The 21,267-nt window shown below is 51.9% G+C and carries 14 protein-coding genes; 9 read left to right on the top strand and 5 right to left on the bottom strand.

All coding sequences use genetic code 11. From position 1 onward, the window contains the following. Positions 1 to 21 precede the first annotated feature (21 nt). Both EOE67_RS14555 and EOE67_RS14550 read left to right on the top strand, forming a co-directional pair. Entirely contained in the window at positions 22 to 1,116 is a 1,095-nt protein-coding gene (locus EOE67_RS14555) for an efflux RND transporter periplasmic adaptor subunit (RefSeq protein WP_164852351.1), read from the top strand. A gap of 2 nt (positions 1,117 to 1,118) precedes the next feature. After that, positions 1,119 to 4,247: an efflux RND transporter permease subunit gene (locus tag EOE67_RS14550; protein ID WP_127700065.1), complete on the top strand. Its 3,129-nt coding sequence runs from the start codon at positions 1,119 to 1,121 to the stop codon at positions 4,245 to 4,247. Between the two features lie 33 nt (positions 4,248 to 4,280). Here EOE67_RS14550 and EOE67_RS20845 read toward each other — a convergent pair whose 3' ends face one another. From EOE67_RS20845 to EOE67_RS14530, 4 genes are all read right to left on the bottom strand, one after another. Then, complete coding sequence (locus EOE67_RS20845; RefSeq protein WP_276317446.1) at positions 4,281 to 4,406, bottom strand: alpha/beta fold hydrolase; 126 nt, start codon at positions 4,404 to 4,406, stop codon at positions 4,281 to 4,283. A gap of 141 nt (positions 4,407 to 4,547) precedes the next feature. Further along, positions 4,548 to 5,660, bottom strand: a complete 1,113-nt coding sequence (locus EOE67_RS14540) for a ComEC/Rec2 family competence protein (protein ID WP_164852349.1) — start codon at positions 5,658 to 5,660, stop codon at positions 4,548 to 4,550. Between the two features lie 56 nt (positions 5,661 to 5,716). Then, positions 5,717 to 6,637, bottom strand: coding sequence for a hypothetical protein (locus EOE67_RS14535; protein ID WP_127700063.1), 921 nt, complete (start codon positions 6,635 to 6,637; stop codon positions 5,717 to 5,719). Between the two features lie 274 nt (positions 6,638 to 6,911). Further along, positions 6,912 to 7,682 (bottom strand): substrate-binding periplasmic protein, encoded by a 771-nt coding sequence (locus tag EOE67_RS14530; RefSeq protein WP_127700062.1) that lies wholly within the window; start codon positions 7,680 to 7,682, stop codon positions 6,912 to 6,914. 205 nt (positions 7,683 to 7,887) lie between these two features. Between EOE67_RS14530 and yghU the strand changes: the two genes are divergently transcribed. Continuing rightward, positions 7,888 to 8,769 carry a glutathione-dependent disulfide-bond oxidoreductase gene (gene yghU / locus EOE67_RS14525; RefSeq protein WP_127700061.1) on the top strand — a complete coding sequence of 294 codons (882 nt, stop codon included), beginning with the start codon at positions 7,888 to 7,890 and terminating at the stop codon, positions 8,767 to 8,769. Here yghU and EOE67_RS14520 read toward each other — a convergent pair. Beyond that, on the bottom strand, positions 8,766 to 9,986 hold the full coding sequence (locus EOE67_RS14520; protein WP_127700060.1) for a GNAT family N-acetyltransferase: 1,221 nt from the start codon (positions 9,984 to 9,986) through the stop codon (positions 8,766 to 8,768). The two genes, yghU and EOE67_RS14520, sit on opposite strands and share 4 nt — an antisense overlap. A gap of 215 nt (positions 9,987 to 10,201) precedes the next feature. On the opposite strand from EOE67_RS14520, the gene EOE67_RS14515 reads away from it, so the two are divergent. The 6 genes from EOE67_RS14515 to EOE67_RS14490 all read left to right on the top strand — a co-directional run bounded on the left by EOE67_RS14515 (position 10,202) and on the right by EOE67_RS14490 (position 21,144). Next, positions 10,202 to 11,269, top strand: coding sequence for a WD40/YVTN/BNR-like repeat-containing protein (locus tag EOE67_RS14515; protein ID WP_127700059.1), 1,068 nt, complete (start codon positions 10,202 to 10,204; stop codon positions 11,267 to 11,269). 187 nt (positions 11,270 to 11,456) lie between these two features. Continuing rightward, on the top strand, positions 11,457 to 14,852 hold the full coding sequence (locus EOE67_RS14510) for a leucine-rich repeat domain-containing protein (protein ID WP_127700058.1): 3,396 nt from the start codon (positions 11,457 to 11,459) through the stop codon (positions 14,850 to 14,852). Positions 14,853 to 14,979: 127 nt separating this feature from the next. Beyond that, positions 14,980 to 15,345 carry a hypothetical protein gene (locus tag EOE67_RS14505; protein ID WP_127700057.1) on the top strand — a complete coding sequence of 122 codons (366 nt, stop codon included), beginning with the start codon at positions 14,980 to 14,982 and terminating at the stop codon, positions 15,343 to 15,345. Positions 15,346 to 15,441: 96 nt separating this feature from the next. Then, a complete protein-coding gene (locus tag EOE67_RS14500) occupies positions 15,442 to 16,740 on the top strand; it encodes a TolC family protein (protein ID WP_127700056.1) in 1,299 nt (432 codons plus the stop codon). Continuing rightward, complete coding sequence (locus EOE67_RS14495) at positions 16,737 to 18,029, top strand: efflux RND transporter periplasmic adaptor subunit (RefSeq protein ID WP_127700055.1); 1,293 nt, start codon at positions 16,737 to 16,739, stop codon at positions 18,027 to 18,029. The genes EOE67_RS14500 and EOE67_RS14495 overlap by 4 nt, the downstream gene beginning before the upstream one ends. After that, a complete protein-coding gene (locus EOE67_RS14490; RefSeq protein WP_476748469.1) occupies positions 18,019 to 21,144 on the top strand; it encodes an efflux RND transporter permease subunit in 3,126 nt (1,041 codons plus the stop codon). Before EOE67_RS14495 ends, EOE67_RS14490 begins: the two co-directional genes overlap by 11 nt. The last annotated feature ends 123 nt before the right edge of the window (positions 21,145 to 21,267 follow it).

The raw sequence follows: 21,267 nt of genomic DNA, 5'->3' as shown, positions 1-21,267 counted from the left end.
CAGCCCGTCAGGAGGACACCAATGAAACTGATCCCATGGCTAATCACACTGCTCGTACTGGCGCTGCTCAGCGCGGCCGCCAGTGCATTCCGGCAGTGGCAGAATAACACGCCGGCTATTGCCAGCGAACAAACCGCAGCTGTAACGGCCCAAAACGTAGGCAGCCTGTGGTATCGGCCCACGCGCCAGGTGAGCGGTGTATTAAAAGCGCCGCAATATCTGGAATTAACCAACGAATTATCCGGCACTATCAGTCGGCTAAATTTCAGTTCTGGCGCGGTGGTAGAACAAGATCAGGTGTTGCTGGAGATTGAGCATCAGGAAGAGCTGGCGCGATTGCAGGCAACCGAAGTCCGTCTGGCGCAACAGCAAAAAACGGTCAGTCGGTATCAGCAACTGTACCAGGGGCAAAAAGTCAGCACTGAAGCCCTGGAACTGGCGCAGGCTCGTTTTAGTGAATTGCAGGCGGAACAGCAGGTGTTGCAAAGTATCATCGCCAAAAAAGTGCTGAAAGCACCCTTTCGTGCCCGGGTCGGTATTCATGATTTGCAGGTTGGCCAGTTTTTGGAAAGTAATAAGATCTTAACCAGCCTGGTTGGCCTGACGGCTTACAGCTGGGTCGATTTTTCGGTACCCCAAAGTCTGCCCGAATTGGCGATGGGGGCTGAAATCAGCGTCCGCTTGCCTGGTCAGTCAGCGGCAGTTACAGCGCAGGTGATTTCAGTTGAGCCTGAAGTCAGTACGCAATTGCGTCAGCTCAGATACCGGGCCCGGTTACCGTTACCGCAACAACAACTTCGTGCGAACCAGTTGGTACAGGTGGATTTTGCCACCGGCGAACAGGTGCAATTGCCCGCTATTCCGACCACGGCCGTGGTGCGTGATCAGTTGGGTGATTATGTTTATCTATTAGAAAAAGATCAGACGGGGGTGCTGCGGGCCCGGCGACAACAGGTGCAGTTGGGGGCAAGGCTGGGTGAGCAGGTGTTGGTCACTACAGGTCTGCAACAGGCGCAGTTGATCGCTGGTGAAGGCGCTTTTAAACTGCGTGACGGTCTGCGCGCTGAAGTCACCAACACGGCGGCAAGCCAATTGGTTGCTGCGAGGGAGTTCTGATCATGACCAGCCCACAGCAACAACGCAGCGACATTTTTGTCAGTCGTCCAATTCTGGCCATTGTGTTTTCAATCTTGATTTGCCTCAGCGGTCTGTGGGCGGCAAAAGAAATTGCCATCTTACAGTTCCCGCGGCTTGAAAGCACTGCGCTGGAGATCAGCACCCGCTATACCGGCGCCGCCGCGGCAACAGTCAAAGGTTTTATTACCGATCCGGTGGAACGTGTTGCCGCCACAATTCCCGGCCTGGATTATGTGGATGCCGTCAGCAAAGCCGGTCAAAGCACTGTGACTGTGTACTTGCGGCTGAATGAAGACAGCACCCGCGCTCTGGCAGAGCTGAACAGTAAACTCAGTCAAATCCGCTACCAGCTGCCGGCAGGTGCTGAAGATCCGTTGGTGAATGTCAAAAGAGCCGATCGGCCGCACGCGTTGTTTTATCTGAATGTCAGTGCTTCTGGAATTCCGCTTAGCCAGTTGACCGATTATTTGTCCCGGCAGGTAGTGCCGGTACTGGGAAATATTGCCGGGGTGCAAAAAGTCGATATTGAAGGTCGGCGCACGCCGGCAATGCGGGTTGAGCTGGATGCGGCCCGGCTGAACGTTTTTAACTTGAGTCCGGATGATGTCTGGCAGGCACTGGCGGCAAATAACAGTATTGCCACGCTGGGGTTTACACAGACCAGCAAACAACGCATTGATTTGGTTGCCAATACCCAACTGAGCAGCATGGATGACTTTGCCAGCCTCATCGTCAAACAGTCCGAAGAGCAGACCGTTTATCTGCGGGATGTTGCCAAAATTCTGCTGGCACATGAAGAACCCGTGATGACAGCCAGGCTGGATCAGCAGGATACCGTTTATCTATCGGTGTGGCCTTTACCTGGCGTCAACGAAATTGAAGTGGGTGATGCCTTGTATGCCTTAACGGCAGCGCTGAACCCGACGTTGCCGGACGGGGTGGAAATCCAGTATGCCTATGATGGTACTTTGTATATGCGTGATGCGCTGCGGGAGATTTTTATCACTTTGGCCGAGACCATTTTGCTGGTCGCGCTGGTGGTGCTGTTGATGATGGGGTCGCTGCGCACCGCCGCTGTGCCGCTGGTGACAATTCCGGTGTCGATCCTGGGGGCGATTGCGGCCATCAGTCTGGCCGGATTTTCGCTGAATTTACTGACCGTGCTGGCCATTGTGCTTTCGGTGGGGCTGGTGGTGGATGATGCTATTGTGGTGGTGGAAAACGTCGCCCGGCTGGTACGGCAAGGCCACTCGCGCTATCAGGCGGCGTTGATCAGCGCCCGGCAGTTGTTTACCCCGATAGTGACTATGACCCTGACTCTGGCGGCGGTTTATGCACCTATCGGTCTGTTGTCAGGCTTGACCGGGGTGTTATTTCGCGAATTTGCTTTTACCCTGGCGATTGCCGTGGTGATCTCCGGCTTGGTGGCAGTGACTTTATCACCGGTGATGAGCAGCTGGGTGATTGCCGATGCCGGCCGCGAAAGCCGTTTCAGCCAGCGGATCAATCAGGCCTTTGGCCGTGTCAGTGCGGGGTACCGGGTTAGCCTGCTGCGGGCACAACGATACCGCAGCCAGTTGCTGGTCAGTGCCGTTTTGCTCAGTTTGTTGATGGTGCCATTTTACCAGGGATCACAAAAGGAACTGGCGCCGGTGGAAGATCAAAGCAGTATTTATGTGCTGGTGCAGTCGCCTCCGGAATCTTCGTTGGCTTACAACGAGCAGCAGATGACGCCGATGGTGGATTCCCTGCTGCAACTGCCTGGTGCGACGCAAATGTGGCAGAACATTTTTATCAATGGGGCTTTTGGCGGTATTGAGTTTACCGGCGCCGCTGAGCGTGATCAAACAACGCAACAGATGCTGGGGCAGGTGTATGGATTGTTATCGGCGCAACCAGGGATCCAACCGTTGCCTATTATGCCGGCACCGTTGCCCACTGCGGGCCAATTTGATGTGGAACTGATCGTCAAAGCCAATGCACCTTACGCTGAGCTGAAAACCTATGCGGATAAACTGGTCGGTGCTGCTTTTCAGAGCGGACACTTTTTGTATGCGGACACTGATTTAAAAATTGATTTACCACAAACGGAACTGCGGTTAAACCGGCAAAAAATCGCTGATCTGGGGTTACAGGTCGCTGATGTCAGTCGACAGCTGTCGGTGTTATTGTCGACCAATTATGTCAATAGGTTTGACGAACAAGGCAAAGCCTATCAGGTGATCCCGTTGCTCAGTCAGGAAATGCGCGCCGATACCAGCCGCTTGTTAGATCTGCAGATCAAAACCGCAGACGGCAGCCTGCTTCCCCTGGCTGACATTGCCGAAATACACTGGCTGACGGTGCCACGCCAACTGAGTAGTTTTTCCCAGCAAAATGCGGTGCGGATCTATGGCGGCGTCGCTGCTGGCAGTACCAAAGAAAGTGCATTGCAGGCACTGGAAGCTGCGGCACGGGAGTTACTGCCGCTCAGCTATCTGATTGACTACGCGGGTGAATCCCGTCAGCTGCGGCAGCAAGGTACGTCATTGGTTCAGGTGATGCTGGTGTCATTACTGGTGGTGTATCTGTTGCTGGCGGTGCAATTTAACAGCTTCCGCGACCCACTGGTGGTGCTGTGTGGCAGTGTACCGCTGGCGTTGGCGGCTGCGTTATTGTTGCCATATCTGCAATTGACCACCTTAAATATTTATTCGCAGATTGGCCTGGTGACGTTAGTGGGGTTGGTTGCTAAAAATGGCATTCTGATCGTGGAATTTGCCAATCAATTGCAACAGGAAGGCATGAGCAGGTCGCAGGCAGCGATTGAAGCCGCGGTCAGCCGGTTCCGTCCGGTGATGATGACTACGGCAGCGACGGTGCTGGGTCACTTTCCATTGGTGCTGGTCAGTGGTGCTGGCGCCGAAGCCCGCAATAGTATCGGCATTATGCTGGTTGCCGGCATGCTGCTTGGCACCATATTTACACTTTTTGTGCTGCCATTGTGCTACCAGCTGTTTGCCATTGAGCGGCATGGCTCGGTTGTGGCAGGCAAGGGCAGGGAAGGGCAGGGTACAAAACCGCCAGCAACCGTGCTGCAGCCTATGACAGTCGGACAGCCGGATATTTGAGCCGCTTTCTCTGAAATTGCTGCCCAGGTCGGATCATCGCAGAAAATGCAACAAATCCTGGGTCAGCCGGTTGTAATCATAACCACGCCAGGGTAGTGAAGAACGGCCAAAACCACGCCGGCCATTAGCAATGGTGCGATAACCGTTGGCGGCCTTCACTCACCCCAGGAGCATAGTTGTCCTATGTGACTGGGGCGAGCGAGCGAAGGCAACACCCCCGAATCTTCAAGGATGACGGGTATAGACAAATGACTCGGCCGGGTGCTGGTTGTATGGGGGACTGGCATTTTTTGCAAGGGATCAAGGTGTTACTGGATTTATCCGGATCATAAAGTTATCGCAGCCACCCGGATTACCTGCATCGTTGGCGCCAATTTTATCGGCGAGCGGACAGCCTTTTTTATCGTGTAAATCAGTGCGATATATTTTCGCGCCGCCGTTACCAAGCGCTTCCACCACCGCTTGATCCGGCAGTACGACGGAGCCATATTTTTTTGGCCCGGCGCTAATCAAAGCTATTTTTGGCTTGATCGCCTGCAAAAATGGCTGGCGGCTGGAGGTGAGGGAACCATGGTGGCCGACCTGCAGGATGTCAGCGGTTAAATCATTGGGGAAATTTTCCAGCAAAAACTTTTCAGTCGCCCCCGGCGCTAAATGCCACTGCGCCCTGGCGCCTGATTCAGCATCACCGGTCAGTAATACTGAAGTTGCTCCGAGCTGCAGTTTCAGCACCACCGAATACAAATTTGGATGGTGGCTTGGTTCAGTGCCGACATGCAGCACTTTGGCGCTGGCCTGATGCCCGAGTTTTATTTCTTCACCAACCTTAAACAGGTTTGAGCAGTGCGAGCTGGCGCGAAGGCCACGCGGGCAGGGTTGTTTCACGGCGGTGTGGTAGCTGATGCTTTTGTCATCTTGCATAAACTGGCGAAACTGCTGATAACCCGCTGTTTTATGCACAATGCCGGGCTCCCACAAAGATTTCACCGCAAAACATTGCAGCACTGGGAGCAGTTGACTGAGATGATCTTCATGCGGATGGCTTAAAAATACAAAATCGAGCAGCGGCGCTGTGGCCGAAGACTTCACGTCGAGATCCCCCAGACTGCGGCAATGTGGTTGATTCAGCCGGCCAAGCGCAGCATTCAGATAAGCCACCAGCCGGCTTTTGGAGCCCAGTTTGCTGTTGGTTTTTTTATCATCGGCCGAGCCTGCATCAAATAGCAGCTTAAAATCAGCACCTTCCACCAAAATTGCCAGGCCAGTGCCGATGTCGATTAAATGCAGCCGGAACTGTGCTGGTTTTTTCAATGCTAGTTGTAGTTGCTGGACGGATTGCACGGGTTCCACGGCCAGTGTTTGGGCCTGCAGCGTGGGATGGATACTGATGATTGCACTCAAGCCAACAGCCATTAAAACGCCGGATAGTCGCTTGTTGCGATCTCGGTTGGCTGTGCTCAGGAAGTGCATTATTCAGTCGAGTTCTGAGATGAATGATCGGCCTGCTGCTGTTGTTTTTCCAGCTGTTTACGCAGCTCGCTACAAGCTTTAAACAATTCCAAATCAGCGCTTGGATCCAGTTTTAGCTGAAACTGCGCCAGCTGATCTTTAAACGATTGTTTCGGGACGTTGTTGCTTTTTAAGCTATGCAGATTCAGTTTAAGTTCCAGTTCCCCAACCACTTTTTCCAGAAAACCGTACACCACTTTCACCGACAAGCCGGTCAGAAAAGCCACCGCCGGCACCGAAACACCGTCCATATCCAGGGTGTCCATATCAAAAATATTCACCACCACCCAGCCGAGCGTTGCACCAAGCATGATCCTGGAAAAAATGCCGGTAAATACATCGGGGTCAAATTCCCGCGACTGCGAAATATCATTGACCTTTTTCAGCAAATAAACGCAGCTGCCAAGGCCGCCCCATAATAAGCCGGATAATACCGGGTAATAATGCACTGAATAATCAGACAAAATTTGCCAGCCGTTACCGCTGTTGTTGCCGTCAGCCGGGAGCGGGCTGTAGGTATAAATGTTCGCGATCACCAATGACGATAAGCACACCAGCAGAAAAATAATATTCAAGAGATACAACGAGGTAATGTCAGGGCTTTTTGAATGGATGATACTGGCACCGGTGACGGGCAGGGTGATGCTACAAAGTTTAGTGTAGGCGGTGACGATTTTGGCGGTACATAAGCTTTGTCGTTCGTTTGGTTTAAGATCCGCCGTGGCCACACAAAAATCAATCAGATCCAGTTTCCACTGTTCCGATTGCTGTGGCGGATCTGCAGTGAGCAATAAATCCGGCCGGTATTTACACAGTTCAAGCACTTCGCGGGCGGTAACGGTGGTTGACAGTTCAATCGCGCTGGGTGAGTTGTTGCTCATCATACCTTCCCGGTCAGTCGGAATTGGGATCTACTGAACTGAATTCTTCGTCGGTAAAAAAGCGACTACACCACTGCCACTGGCGGAAAAAACAGACCATTGCTGCAAAGTTACTAAAGTTGTAACTCACTAAATTAGCAAATTAAATTTAGTGGGATTGCGGCAAAGGGCAAGTCGCTGCGGATATTTCGCTAACTGGTTACAGATCAGATGGTTTTGAACGCCTGGCGTTGATCACATAACTTCGGATGGGAAAAGGTGCCAAATTGCTGAATTATAGGGGAGCCGCCGCAGGCCTGAACTCAGGAATGGTTTGCCAGATTTGCGTTAACTGCGCCGGATCCCGTTGCATCGCCTGTTTGCTGAACACCAGATACAGCGGCTGGCGGAAAAATACCGGCTCTAAGCGTTTGATCAGTTTGGCATCTTTGCTCTGTGCTATTTGCCCCTCGGCGACCATTCTGGCCTGCACAAAACCATCAATCCGTCGGTTGATGGTCAGCATAATCGCCGCATCAATTTCAGCTTCCAGCGGGTTGAAGACGCCCATTTGCTGCAGCATCTGAGCGACGATAAAGCCCTTGGGGGCGGCGATACCAAACTTCACCTGACGAAATTGCTGGCCATCCCATTGCAGGTCCCCTTCGGCGTGGCTGTACACGAAATAATTAACCGAAAACAGCGCCAGTGCCGGGTCAGGCTCGCCATTGACTTGCAGCGGAAAATGCATATTGTGCGAACGTTCGGCATTCCAGCCGACACCAATGGCACCATCGACATCGCCTTTGGACACGGCATGTAGGCAACGCACCCAGGGCATATTGTGCAGCTGCACAGCGATGCCAAGCTTGGTTAAAATTTTTAAGGCCATGACATTATGTAAACCGGTGACGGTGTAAGCGCCGATGGTGACACTTTGTTGGTATTTTGGATCAACGGTGGCGTCATGACACAGTTGCAGTGGTTTTGCCGCAGCCGCTAGCGGCAGCAGTAACAACAACGCCGCAGCCCATGGTTTGAGTTGATAACAGTCACTGCTTGCCATGCATACTCCTTTTTCCATCGCGACGACTGATCATAAAACTATAGTGGCATGACCTTAGATCACAAGGGAATATGCGACAGCCAGCTTTTTGCGCTATTGTCGTTGACCACAATGGCGATAACCAATTCCGCTATTAATGCCAGTCTGAATCACCATAAATGCTGCACCCCGTTGTTTGACCTGTGCTGCTAAAGGAGAATGATCAATGAGCACATCAAGTTACACACCGCCAAAAGTCTGGGTATGGGATCAACAAAATGGCGGTGCTTTTGCCAGCATCAATAGACCCATCGCAGGGGCCACCGCAGCAAAGGAATTGCCGGTCGGCAAACATCCGTTGCAGCTGTATTCGCTGGCAACGCCCAATGGCGTCAAAGTGACCATCATGCTGGAAGAATTACTGGCCGCCGGGCATCGCGGTGCTGAATATGACGCCTGGCTGATTAGCATCCGCGACGGCGACCAATTCGGTAGTGGTTTTGTGGAAGTGAATCCAAACAGCAAAATTCCGGCCTTGCTGGATTTATCCGGTGCAGAGCCGCAGCGGGTGTTTGAATCCGGCGCCATTTTATTGCACCTGGCGGAAAAGTTCGGCGCCTTTTTAGCCAAAGCAGGTCCGGCGCGCACCGAAGTGCTGAACTGGTTGTTCTGGCAAATGGGCAGCGCGCCTTTTGTCGGCGGTGGTTTTGGCCATTTTTATGCGTATGCACCGGAAAAATATGAATATCCAATCAACCGTTATGCGATGGAAGCCAAGCGGCAACTCGATGTGCTGGATCGGCAACTGGCTGAACATGAATTTGTTGCTGGCAGCGAATACTCGATTGCCGATATGGCGATTTGGCCCTGGTATGGTGTGTTGGCATTAGGGCGATTGTACAACGCAGCAGAATTTTTGGATGTGCAAAGTTACCAGCATGTTCAGCGCTGGGCCAAAGCCATTGAGCAAAGGCCAGCGGTACAACGTGGTATGAAGGTCAATCGCAATTGGGGCGAACCGCATGAGCAATTGCCAGAGCGGCATAGTGCGGATGATTTTGCCAAGGTCGTTGCCAAAGTCGTAGCCAAAAACAGTGGCAAAGATTAACAGGCGCCAGAATTGGCAAAGGGCAAAGCAGAGCGAGCCTGTTGCTGATAATTCAGCACCATGCTTTGCTCTTCGAGGCAATAATTGGCAATAGCGCTGTGCATGCTTTTTTCAAGTTCAGCCTGTGCCACGCTTGCCGGATCGGCTGACGGATTTGACGGTAAAAACCGGTAAAATCCAGAGCGGATCACCGGCACAAAACCACGTTGCAGCTTATGTTCGCCTTGCGCCCCGGCGTCAAAAGCAGTTAAACCCTGGGCGATGCAATAGTCGATACCGGCGTAATAACAACATTCAAAATGCAGCATAGAGTAAGCCTCGCTGCAGCCCCAGTAGCGGCCGTAGAGTTTATCGTTCGAGCGAAAACACAACGACGCCGCCACCAGTTCATCACCTTGCCAGGCACTGAACACCACAATCTGCGCGGCCATGGTTCTGCCCCACAGTAAAAATGTCTGTTCGGTTAAATAGCCTTGATGGCCTGAGCGTTTCAGATAAGTCGCAACATAAAACTGATAAAACTGTAGCCAGAAGGCGGCATCAAGATCATCACCGGTTAAGGTGCGCAGTTGCAAACCTTGCTGTTGCACCAGCGCCCGTTCTTTGCGGATTTGTTTGCGTTTACGGGCAGTCAGCGTTGCTAGAAACTGCTCGAAACTTACAAATTTTTGTGCCGGATTTTGCCATTCAAACTGCACGTCGAAGCGTTCCAGCCAGCCGGCGGCGCGAAACAAAGCTTGTTCGGTGTTCCCGGCATACAAACATTGCCAGTGGCTTAAGGCAAGCTGCGTTGATGCTGCACTTTCTTCAGTAGAGGATTGGTGCAAACATTGCTGGATCAGCGGCAAAACGCTGCGTGGATCCACACCTTTGGCGATACCCAGCCTTGGTCCTTCTGCCGGGGTAAAAGGCACTGCCAGTAGCAATTTCGGGTAATAACGTAAACCATGCCGCTGATAAGCCTCGGCAAACACCCGGTCAAACAGATATTCGCCATAAGAATGACGCTTGCGGTAAGCTGGCGCTGCTGCCAGTAATGAGGAGCCATCCCACAACAGCAGATGTTGGGGCAACCAGCCGGTACCTTTGCCGACACTGCCTCCCAGCTCTAAAGCCTGTAGAAATTCATGGCGGCAAAACGGGTAATCCGCTGCGAACAGATTATTCCAGGCATCAGCATTTAGTTGACTGATCGAACTCAATACTTCGATATGCATACAAAGTCCAAACTGCCGTGTTGAGCCTCAGTGATCATCAATTGTGCCAGCTGTCGTTCAGGCTTGTATAGCGGACACGCCAGCTTATGGTTCAATTTCACGTCAATTACATAAAATTACAACAACAGTATTGCTATTCATGATTTTATCTTTGAATTTATAACGACTGTGCCACGCTATAACCAAAATTGCTGCTGATATCTAAAGGAAAAAATATGGTCTTTCGTCATTGGTTTTTGTTGATAGGGTGCGCTGTGGCGCTGACAGCTTGTGGGGACAGTGTATCGGTGCAGCAACAGCCACCGGTTAAAACGCCCGAGCCTTTTGTGTTTAGCCATCAGGGATTGACCGGGTTGGTGGTGGAACGGTTATATCAGCAACAAGACAAAATTCTGGCGCTGACGGACGATGGCCTGTATCAACAGCAACAGGACAGCTGGCAATTATTGGGTTTAAAAGGCTATACGCTGCGTGATTTGGCGTTTATCGATGATCAACACTGGCTGGCGGCAGTGTCCCTGCAGGACGCGGACGGTATGGTTAGCCATCAGTTGCAGGAAACTTTTAATGCTGGTGCCAGCTGGCAGGAAGTTCGTCGGCCCTTTGGCGCCGATGGCGAACACGAAGCTATTTATGCACTGCAGTACGACAAAACGCAAAAACGTCTGTATGGCACCGGCACCAGCGTACTGGCCTATTCCGACAATTTCGGCATCAGTTGGCAAGTGTTGCAGGGTTTTTGGCGCGGTTTTGGCCAGCCGAAATCGGCACTTGGCATCGCGCCGGATCGCAGTAAAATCTGGTGGGGCGGTCAGGGCGCTATCGAAGATGGCGTGTTATTTAGCTATCGGCTGGCCGATGGCCATGAGCAAATGTTCCAGAAGTTATTGCCGGATCCCAGTGTGTATTACAATCTGCGGTTTGCCGGCAATCGGATTTATGCCTGCGGTGAAGGTGGCATCGTGGTCAGTGACAATCAGGGCGATAGCTGGAAAAATCTGCTGCCGGATTCAAATTACCGCTTTTTCTTTGATGTGATGATTGATGCCAGTCGCAATAACCGCGTCTACACGGCTGGCTGGGACAAAAAATACACCGAACCACAACCGCTGATTCTACAGTGGTCTGATGATGCAGGCCAAAGCTGGCAACGCCTGCAATATCAAGGCGCTACCGATTTTTACGGCGGTGTGCGCAGCATGTTGCTGCTGCAGCGCCAGCAACAAACTTATTTGTATCTGGGATTATTTAAAGGCGGGGTGATGCAGGTGCGGGTGCAATAAATGCGAATGCCTCTGATCCTTTATTCAAAACGCGGTGACACAGAATTTTGTTTGCAAAATTTATACATTGAGCTAACTTGATTGCCTATTTCGTTGCATGAACCTATCGACTGATCTGGATTGGTGGTGTTACGTCATGGAACAGTAGTGATAGTAGGTATGCCTGAAGGCAATCAAGGAGGTTCCAATGCAGTTCAGATCCGTGGCATTCGTATTCGCAATCATGGTGTTAGCGGGTTGTGGCGGTGGAGGCGGCGATAGCTCAACTCCACCAGCGCCACCACCACCTCAATCATTTCTGGTTTCCACTCAGGCTGGAACTGGCGGCAGCATCAGCCCGGCCAGCACATCTGTGCTGCAAGGAAATAGCACCAGTTTTTCGGTGACAACCAACACCGGTTTTAGTATCGATAATGTCAGCGGCTGCGGTGGTAGCCTGAGTGGCAGCACTTACACCACCGGCGCTATAACTGCGGCTTGTACTGTCACCGCTAGTTTTAAAAAACTGAGTTTTACCGTCAGTGCCAGCGGCTCCGCTGGGGGCACTATCACGCCAGTGTCGCAACAAATTTTGTATGGCGACACGGCCACTATCAACGTTAAAGCAGACAGCGGTTTTGTCACCAGTGCCGTCACTGGCTGTAACGGCCAACTGCAAGGTGAGGTCTATCGCACTGGCGCTATCACCGCCGACTGCAAAATAGAGGCTGTTTTTGCCGCGAGCATTCTTCAGGTCACAACTCAGGTATCCGCCGGTGGCAAATTGAGTCTGCAAAATCCGCAGGTAAAATATGGTGAAACGCTGCAATTCACGCTGCTGCCAGATGCCGGATTTGATATCACCACAGCAACTGGCTGTGGCGGTAAATTGTCAGGTGCAGTTTTCACTACAGCATCAATCACTGCAGCTTGTACCGTGGAAGCGCGTTTTAATCCGGATCACCTGGTGGTATTTCCTGACGCGCAATTGGACAGAGTGGTGCGGAAGGCACTGCAGTTGGATGCCAGCACCCCGATCACTAAAACACAGCTTGCGAAGCTGAGTATGTTGTATGCAGTTGATGAAGGACTGACTGATTTACATGGGTTGCAGCACGCTGTGGGTCTGCGCGATTTATCTGTATCGTACAATTACATTGTCGATATAACCCCCTTGCAGGAGCTGCATCAGTTAAACCGGCTTGACCTGCAGGACAATCCGATCACCGATCTCAAGCCGTTAAGTAAATTGTCAGCACTAGAAACATTATATATTTTTTATATACCGACCACTGATTTGACCCCGTTGGCTGGATTAAAGCTAACTTCCGTTGGCTTGAGCAATCAAGCAGCTTTTGACTTGTCGCCGTTGCAGAATATGCCGATATCGAGTTTTCACTTGTGGTCAAGCGCCACTACCGATATCAGTGTTCTGGCTGATGCGCCACTGCAGTTCCTCAATTTACATGAGAGTAAAGTAAAAGATTTGTCAGTGCTCAAAAATCTGAGTGGGCTTGAGAGAGTATTCGTAACTGGAACAGAAGTGGTTGATCTTAGTCCGTTACAGCAAGCTAAAAGCTTATCTGTGCTGAACATGATAAACACGTCGTTGCAAGATTTAACGGTGCTAGAAACTTTGAATTTTGATAACGAAGCATATGTGTCGATCTCAGGTTGTATCGACCAAACCGGCTATTCGCGTCATCTGGAACAGCTGAAAGCGTTAAAAAGCAAATTTAATCTGGATCTCTATATCGGCGCTGAAAAACGCAAGGATTGTGCAGATACCCTGGCGGGAACCACATTGAGCCTGAATGCACAGGTTGTCGATCGAACCTTGCAGTACAACTGGCAATTCAGTGGCCTCAAACACCCAGGTCAGTGCGCTGTATATCTGGATTTGGATGATCAACAACCAGGCCGTCCGGCTGCACCGCTGCAAGCTTGCGCTGACAGCGGCAGTGCCACTTTCGCCGGTTATCAGGCAGATCAGTTCCGGCCAGCCATTTGGTTTGACAACGGCATTGGCGGTGAAAAGCTGATTACGATCGGCGAAGTTGGCACTGCGCCAGCCACCGCGAAACTGCAGAGTCTTGACCTTAGTCAAATTACCATTTCCGCCAAACAACAGCTGGTTGCAGAACGCGAAGGCTTGCTGCGGTTACACGTGACTGCTGCACAAAGCCCGTTGCTATTACCGCAATTTCAGCTGCAACTGCAGCTCAATGGCAATACCCAACTGCTGGCAACGGCCATCCCGAATAAACTACCGGTGAGCAAAATTCATCGCAGCCTGACCGATGCATATCAGGCGATTATTCCGGCCAACTGGATGAAAGCAGGCCTGCAAATTACCGTATTACAAGATGGTCAGGCGGTACGCAACCTGACGCCGGTATTTGCTGATTCGCGGCCATTGGCCATCAGGGTCGTGCCGATCCAACTCGGTGACAAGGTCGCAACCTTGCCGGATCTGGCAACAATTCAAACGACAATAAAAACCTTTTGGCCCTTTAGTCAGGTTGAAGTACGAGCCCGCGCGCCTTATCAGCTCAAGGCCAGTGGTGAAAAATCGACGGCTTATGTGATGCTGTCTGAACTGGAAGATTTACGCACCATTGAAGGCGAGGGCGTTTATTATTACGGCTATTTTAAAGCTGAAATGGGTGATGGTTGTTGTGGTGGCTTGGGTTATGTGGGTTACCCGGTTGCAGTTGGTTTTGATACGGACAGTGGGGATATCCTGGCACACGAACTGGGGCATAATTTTGGTCGACAGCATGTCGGTTGTGGTAATCCTTCAGGTCCGGATCCAGATTATCCTTATGCGCCATCGTCAGTTGGCTCCGTTGGCTTGTCACTGGATCTGAAAAAGTGGTATTCGCCGACTCAATATCACGATGTAATGTCATATTGCAGTCCGCAACATGTCTCTGATTACAACGTGGCAGCGGTGCAGGATTTTGTGCTGAAAAATCCGCCTGCCGAATTCCCGAAAACGCAGCAAGTACAACAAGTACAGCAACTTCAATCAGCCAAAGTCAGTCGTGGTTTATATCTGGCGGGGACGCTTAGCGGAAACACAGTGCAAATCCGCACCCTGCTACCGTTATCACGCGCGCCGGCATACACCAGCAGTAGCGGTCATCTGATCAAGGTGCTGGATGGCCAGGGCAGCTGGCATCAGTTTAATTTGCAACTGCTGCAGATTGACCATCAGCCAGATAACAGCAGCCGTGATTTCCGGGTTGAATTGCCGGACATGACCATTCAGCGGTTTGAAATCTGGCAGGGCGATATGCTGCTGGCAGCTCAGGATAACCGCAGCGTCAGTGTCGGCCGGAACGCCGCGCAGCAACCACTGCGTAGCGCCAGCCAATTCCAGCTCGCTGAAAAATCCAATGAAATTTGTGTCAATTGGCCAGCGGAGCAGGATGCGACTGTCAGCTTGTTGTATCAATTGGATGGTCAGGATACCGTGCTGGCACTGAATGAAACCGCCGATAATTTCTGTCGCGACAGCTCGGCGCTAGCTTCCGGCGGTGACTGGCGGCTGGTTTGGCGGCAACAACTTTCGACGCGGGAATTCCGTCAGCCTCGTTGATTTATCGACAATCACAAATGCTCAGGCTGGTGCGGTGCTGGCCTGAGTGACTGACGCAACTTGTTGCTGAGCTTGAGAAACAGCAACAGCTTAGGCTATGATGCATGCTGTTGCCTTAGAGTACCTTATGCAAAAATCATTGATCCGGTTGATTTTATTAATGTTTATCATGCTTAATCATGCCGTTTCGGCTTGTGAGAGTTTGGTTATGCATTTGCCGGATGAAAACCACCCGTTTTCGGTGCTGGATAGCAGCTCGCATGATGAATTGCCTTCACACCAGCACCAGCATGACTATCAGCAGCAACAGACTGACGCCGATGCAACGTCAGATAATGACGAACATCATCCTTCGCACGCCCATGTTTCCTGCCATATTTCATCGATGTTGTTGGTGGCTGCTGAGCCGGTACTGCATCACCCGGCAGCAACATTGCAATACGCCTTAATTACCACCAGTTATACTCCGGACGTTCCTCCACCAAACGCTTGATTGTTATTAAGTTATTTATTGTTGATGGGTCTTAAATCAATCGATTCAGGAACTTCAATCTAACTTTTTATCAAATGTTTATTGTGGAGCATCTTTATGCTTATCAAATTCGCCCGTGGCCGGGCCTGGCTTAATGGCATGCTGCTGGCTTGCTATGCGCTGTCGGCTGCCCCCGTTCTGGCTACCGAACTCACTATCAACGAAGCGCTCAAACGCACTTTACTGCAAAGCCCAGCGTTGCAGCTGTACCCTTATCAGCAGCGCATCAATGATGCCGCAACGTTGCAAGCTGGTTTCACGCCGAATCCGGAACTGAATATCAGCCTGGAAAATGTCTTGGGCAATGGCAGTAGTAGCGGCGTTAAAAGCGCTGAACTGACGTTAAGCCTCAGTCAGCTGATTGAATTAGGAGATAAAAAGCAAAAACGGCTGGATCTGAGTCAGTGGCAAAGCCAGCTCAGTCAGCAGCAATATCAGCTGGCGAAAGTCGATGCGCTGGCCGCGACCATGCGCAGTTTTCTGGAACTACTGCACCAACAAGGCTTGCTTCAATGGACGGTGGATAAAATCGCCATTGAACAACAAGCATTAGCTGCGGCGAAAATCCGCGCCAAAGCCGGTGCGGTGCCGGAAGCGGATGTCGCACGTTTAGAGCTGCGGGTGCTGCAAAGCCGGATGGAGCAACAGGCTTTGCTGCAGGAGCAGCAAAGTTTACAGCGGTTATTGGCGCAGCACTGGCTACAAGCCCCTGATTTTTCAACCATTGAAGGTGATTTAGCCAAGCTGCCGCAATTACCGCCACTCGCCGATGTATTGCTGCAATTACAACAAGCGCCACAGCTGCAGTATTGGCTGACCCAAAGCCGGTTTGTGCAAAGTCAGCAGCAGCTGGCACAAGCACTTGGTCAAGCTGATTTAACGGTCGGCGCCGGGATACGTCGGAACGAAGCGCTGAATGAAAACGCTTTGGTGCTGCAACTCAGTATGCCGCTCACCCTGGAAAACCCCAATCAAGGCAATATTCTGGCAAGCGCCGCTGCGGCGGAGCAAGCGGAACTGTTGCAACAACAACAGCAGCAACAGCTGGTGTTGCAGGTAGAGCGCTCTTTCCAGCAGCTGACGGCACTCAATACACAACTACATGATTACCACACTGCCGTGTTGCCCGCAGCCGAGCGGGTATTGCAACAAATGTTGGCTGGGTATCAACAAGGTTTGTTTGATATGACCGATTTACTGGCGGCACAGCAGGAGATATTGCAAACCCGCCGCACTGTGCTGGATCTGCAATACCGGCTGCATCTGCAACTGCTGGAACAAGAACGCTTCACTGGTTTACCGCTGGTCGTGAATGGCCCGACGGCGCTAACGTCACCACAGGATGATTCAAAATGACTTTTTCCTTTTATTTCAACAAGTTTAGTTTCAAAAAATCAATTGCAACGCTGATTTTTTCAGTTGCAGTATTTGCCGTTGTGCTGAGCAGCTTCACGGGGGTGGCGGGTGCAGGCGAGCATGACGATCACGGCGAAGCCCATACCGAAGAAGCTGCGAAAGGCCCGCATGGCGGCCGCTTACTCAGCAAGGATAACTTCGCGGTTGAAGTCAGTATCTACGAAACCGGCGTTGAACCCGAGTTGCGGCTGTATTTTTACCAGGATCAACAGCCGATCCCGGCCGCTGATGTGAAAACCAAGCTGCAAGCCAGCGTCACGCTTAATCGCTTAGGCGAAGCGGCCGAAACCATTAACTTCACCCCTGAACTCGATTATTTACTCGGCGATCAAATCATCCGCGAGCCACATTCTTTTGAAGTGGAAGTAGACGTCAGTTATCAGGGTAAAAGCTACGACTGGCACTACGACTCATTTGAAGGCCGGACTGTCCTCAGCGAGCGCTCGGTCGCCAAAGCAGCAATTGAACTGGAACAAGCCGGGGCAGGGCAAATCCGTACCCAGTTGCATTTGTTTGGCGTCGTGGCAGCAATTCCGGAGCAGCAATATCAGGTCGGCGCCGCCTATTCTGGCATCGTGCAAAACATCGCGGTGAAAGTGGGCGACCAAGTGAAAAAAGGCCAGATTTTAGCGCAGCTGCAAAACCCGGCGACGCTGAAAAACTACAGTATCATCGCGCCAGCTGCGGGCGAAGTAACCGCAACTTTTGTTAATGTTGGCAGCAAAGTCTCAGAGCAATCCATCGTCGAAATCAGCGATTTATCCTCGGTTTACGTTGAAATGTCGGCCTTTCCCGGTGACACCGAGCAACTAAAAATTGGCGATGCTTTTGCAGTCAAAGACTTACACGGCCATCAATCAGCACAAAGCAGCATAAACTACATAGCCCCGCAAATGACCGGCGGCCATATCGCCCGCGCCCGCGGCGTGATTGCCAACAATGACGGCCATTGGCGCCCCGGCATGCATGTCAAAACCGACGTCACCGTTGCCACAGTTGACGCGCCGATGGTGATCAAAAAATCGGCGTTGCAGCAATGGAACGACAAAACGGTGATTTTTATCCGGGTTGGCGACACCTTTGAAATCCGCATGCCAGAGCTTGGCCGCGCTGACGATACGCAAGTCGAAGTGTTGTCCGGCGTACCCGTTGGTGCCATCTATGCCACCAGCAACAGCTTTATCCTCAAAGCTGATGTGATGAAGTCGGGGGCCAGCCATGATCATTAATGCGGTGCTAAAAACCGCGCTGGCAAAACCGGTGCTGGTGATGCTACTGACGTTGTTGTTGGCGGCGGGCGGTTTATGGCAAGCCAGCCAATTGCCGGTGGATGCAGTGCCGGATATCACGAATATTCAGGTCCAAATTAACACGGCGGCGGAAGGGTTTTCGCCGCAGGAAACTGAGCAGCGCATTACCTATCCGATTGAAACGGCGATGGCTGGATTGCCGAAACTGGAATATACCCGTTCGTTGTCACGCTATGGCTTGTCGCAAGTGACGGTGGTCTTTGTGGAAGGCACCGATATTTATTGGGCGCGCCAGCAAGTGTCGGAGCGGCTGCAGTCGGTGCGTAATGAATTACCGGAAGATATTGATGCCGAAATGGGGCCTATTGTGTCGGGGCTTGGCGAGATTTTTTCTTATACCGTCAAAGCCGCCGAAGATGCGAAAAAAGCTGATGGCAGCGGGTATAGCCCGGAAGATTTGCGCACGATCCAGGACTGGATCATCCGGCCGCAACTACTCAAAGTGCCTGGCGTCACTGAAATTAATACCATCGGCGGTTATGTGCGCGAGTATCAGGTGGCGCCGGATTTGGTGAAATTGCTGGCGTTTAAACTAACGCTGGACGATTTGGCGCAAGCCTTGTCACAAAACAACAGTAATGTTGGCGCCGGTTATATTGAGCGCAACGGTGAACAGTGGCTGATCCGATCGCCGGGACAACTGGGCAGTGTTGAAGATATCGCCAGTCTGGTCATTGCCAAACGCGACGATGGTCCGGTGCGGGTGCAAGATGTGGCTGAAGTGGCGATTGGCAAGCAGCTACGCACCGGCGCTGCTACCCAGGACGGTAACGAAGTGGTGCTGGGTACTGTGATGATGTTGCTGGGGCAAAATAGTCGTGTTGTCGCCCAAGAAGTCGCGAATCGACTGGCTGCCATCAACCTGCGTTTACCGGCAGGCGTGGTGGCGCAGGAAAATTACAACCGCACTGTGTTGGTCGATAAAACCATCAATACAGTGAAAACCAATCTGCTGGAAGGCGCGGTGCTGGTGGTGGTGATTTTGTTTTTGTTCCTTGGCAATGTGCGGGCGGCGCTATTAACGGCGTTGGTGATCCCGCTCAGTATGTTGTTTGCGATTAGCGGCATGGCGGCGAATAAAGTCAGTGGCAACTTGATGAGCTTAGGTGCGATTGATTTTGGGTTGATTGTTGATGGCTCAGTGATTGTGGTGGAAAACTGCTTACGCCAGTTGGGGTTAGCGCAGCATAAACATGGCCGGTTATTGAGCTTAAACGAGCGCGCCGCCGTGGTGCTGGCCGCCACCAAAGAAGTGATGACACCGGCGATGTTTGGCGTACTGATCATTATGCTGGTGTATCTACCGATTTTTGCACTCAGTGGCATCGAAGGCAAAATGTTCCAGCCGATGGCTTTTACCGTGATAGCCGCGTTACTTGGGGCGTTATTACTGGCGATTACCTTTATTCCGGCGGCCATTGCGCTGTTTGTGCGTGGGAAAATTTCCGAGCAGGAAAATTGGTTAATGCGCGGGTTGCGCCGTGGTTATCAGCCGCTATTGCGCGTTTCCATCACCCTGCCGTTGTTGTGGGTTGGTGCTGCGCTGCTGTTACTCGGCGTGACGTTGTGGCAAGCCAATAACATGGGATCGGAGTTTTTACCCAAATTGGATGAAGGCGATATTGCGATGCACGCGCTGCGTATTCCCGGCACCAGTCTGACCCAATCGGTGGCGATGCAAATGCAGCTGGAAGCCGATATTGCAACCATGCCGGAGGTGCTGCGGGTGTTCTCGAAAATTGGTACGCCTGAAGTGGCAACGGATCCAATGCCGCCGAATGTTGCCGACACCTTTATCATCATGAAACCGCAATCACAATGGCCCAATCCTGCCAAAACCCGAGCGCAGTTTGATCAGGAACTAAGAACGCTGGTCGAACAAATTCCCGGTAATAAATACGAGTTTACCCAGCCGATAGAAATGCGCTTTAACGAGTTGATTGCCGGTGTGCGCACCGATGTGGCGGTGCGGGTCTATGGCGATGATTTGGATGTGCTGGCAGAAATCGGCGAGCAAGTGGCGGCAGTGCTTGGTGAAGTGCCAGGCGCGGAAGATGCGCGGATGGAGCAGGCCACCGGCTTGCCGCTATTGTCGATTGAACCACAGCGCGACCATTTGGCTTTGGTCGGCATGGATGTGGCGAAAATGCAGCAGCTGATCCAAACCGCGATTGGCGGACGGCAAGTTGGGCTGATTTATGAAGGCGACCGCCGTTTTAAACTGGTGCTGCGCTTACCCGAAGCACTGCGGCAGGACCCGCAAGCGCTGGCACGCATTCCCATCGCTTTGCCGGTCGATGATTCCGCTGAGCTTCGGTATGTGCCGCTTGGCGAAATCGCCACCATTGAAGAAATCAGCGGCCCAAATCAGATTAACCGCGAAAGTGGTAAACGTAATGTGATTGTCACCGCTAACGTTGAAGGTCGGGATTTGGGCAGTTTTATCAACGACGTGCAGCAGAAAATGGACGAACTGCCATTGCCGGAAGGCTATTGGCTGGATTACGGCGGTACTTTTAAGCAGCTGCAATCGGCCACTGAGCGGCTGATGATTGTGGTGCCGTTAACCTTATTGCTGATTATTGGCTTGCTGTATGGCGCGCTGAATTCAGTGCGCGATACGCTGGTGGTGTTTAGCGGCGTGCCGCTGGCGCTAACCGGCGGCGTCTTTGCACTCTTGTTGCGCGATATGCCGCTATCGATTTCAGCGGCGATTGGCTTTATTGCGTTATCGGGCATCGCAGTGCTCAACGGCATTGTGCTGATAAGTTTTATCCGTCAGTTACGCGAACAAGGCTTGGCGCTGGTTGATGCGCTACAGCAAGGCGCGATGTCGCGGTTAAGACCGGTGTTGATGACGGCTTTGGTCGCAAGCCTGGGTTTTGTGCCGATGGCGTTTAATACCGGCACCGGCGCCGAAATTCAGCGGCCGTTGGCGACCGTGGTGATTGGCGGTATTGTCAGTTCGACTTTGCTGACGTTATTGGTGCTACCCGCTTTGTACCGGTTGCTGTATTGGCGGAAAAGCACCTAACGACCTTCTCTGAATCGAGCCAGAATCATGGAAGGATAATGGGTAGAGACCAGCGGCGCAATCCCGAACAAAGTGAGGGATGCTGCTGGTTCTGCGAAGCCCCAGTGGATTTTTCGCGGCAGT

The sequence above is a fragment of the Rheinheimera riviphila genome (assembly GCF_004005945.1).
GTDB classification, from domain to species: domain Bacteria; phylum Pseudomonadota; class Gammaproteobacteria; order Enterobacterales; family Alteromonadaceae; genus Pararheinheimera; species Pararheinheimera riviphila.
The sequence above is the reverse complement of the archived record's forward strand: the minus strand, read 5'-3'. Positions and strand labels throughout refer to the sequence as shown.

Excerpts from the sequence above, each read along its gene's own strand:
- EOE67_RS14555 (WP_164852351.1), top strand. The coding sequence starts at position 22 with ATGAAACTGATCCCATGGCTAATCACACTGCTCGTACTGGCGCTGCTC.
- EOE67_RS14550 (WP_127700065.1), top strand. The coding sequence starts at position 1,119 with ATGACCAGCCCACAGCAACAACGCAGCGACATTTTTGTCAGTCGTCCA.
- EOE67_RS14540 (WP_164852349.1), bottom strand. The coding sequence starts at position 5,660 with ATGGCTGTTGGCTTGAGTGCAATCATCAGTATCCATCCCACGCTGCAG.
- EOE67_RS14535 (WP_127700063.1), bottom strand. The coding sequence starts at position 6,637 with ATGAGCAACAACTCACCCAGCGCGATTGAACTGTCAACCACCGTTACC.
- EOE67_RS14530 (WP_127700062.1), bottom strand. The coding sequence starts at position 7,682 with ATGGCAAGCAGTGACTGTTATCAACTCAAACCATGGGCTGCGGCGTTG.
- yghU (WP_127700061.1), top strand. The coding sequence starts at position 7,888 with ATGAGCACATCAAGTTACACACCGCCAAAAGTCTGGGTATGGGATCAA.
- EOE67_RS14520 (WP_127700060.1), bottom strand. The coding sequence starts at position 9,986 with ATGCATATCGAAGTATTGAGTTCGATCAGTCAACTAAATGCTGATGCC.
- EOE67_RS14515 (WP_127700059.1), top strand. The coding sequence starts at position 10,202 with ATGGTCTTTCGTCATTGGTTTTTGTTGATAGGGTGCGCTGTGGCGCTG.
- EOE67_RS14510 (WP_127700058.1), top strand. The coding sequence starts at position 11,457 with ATGCAGTTCAGATCCGTGGCATTCGTATTCGCAATCATGGTGTTAGCG.
- EOE67_RS14505 (WP_127700057.1), top strand. The coding sequence starts at position 14,980 with ATGCAAAAATCATTGATCCGGTTGATTTTATTAATGTTTATCATGCTT.
- EOE67_RS14500 (WP_127700056.1), top strand. The coding sequence starts at position 15,442 with ATGCTTATCAAATTCGCCCGTGGCCGGGCCTGGCTTAATGGCATGCTG.
- EOE67_RS14495 (WP_127700055.1), top strand. The coding sequence starts at position 16,737 with ATGACTTTTTCCTTTTATTTCAACAAGTTTAGTTTCAAAAAATCAATT.
- EOE67_RS14490 (WP_476748469.1), top strand. The coding sequence starts at position 18,019 with ATGATCATTAATGCGGTGCTAAAAACCGCGCTGGCAAAACCGGTGCTG.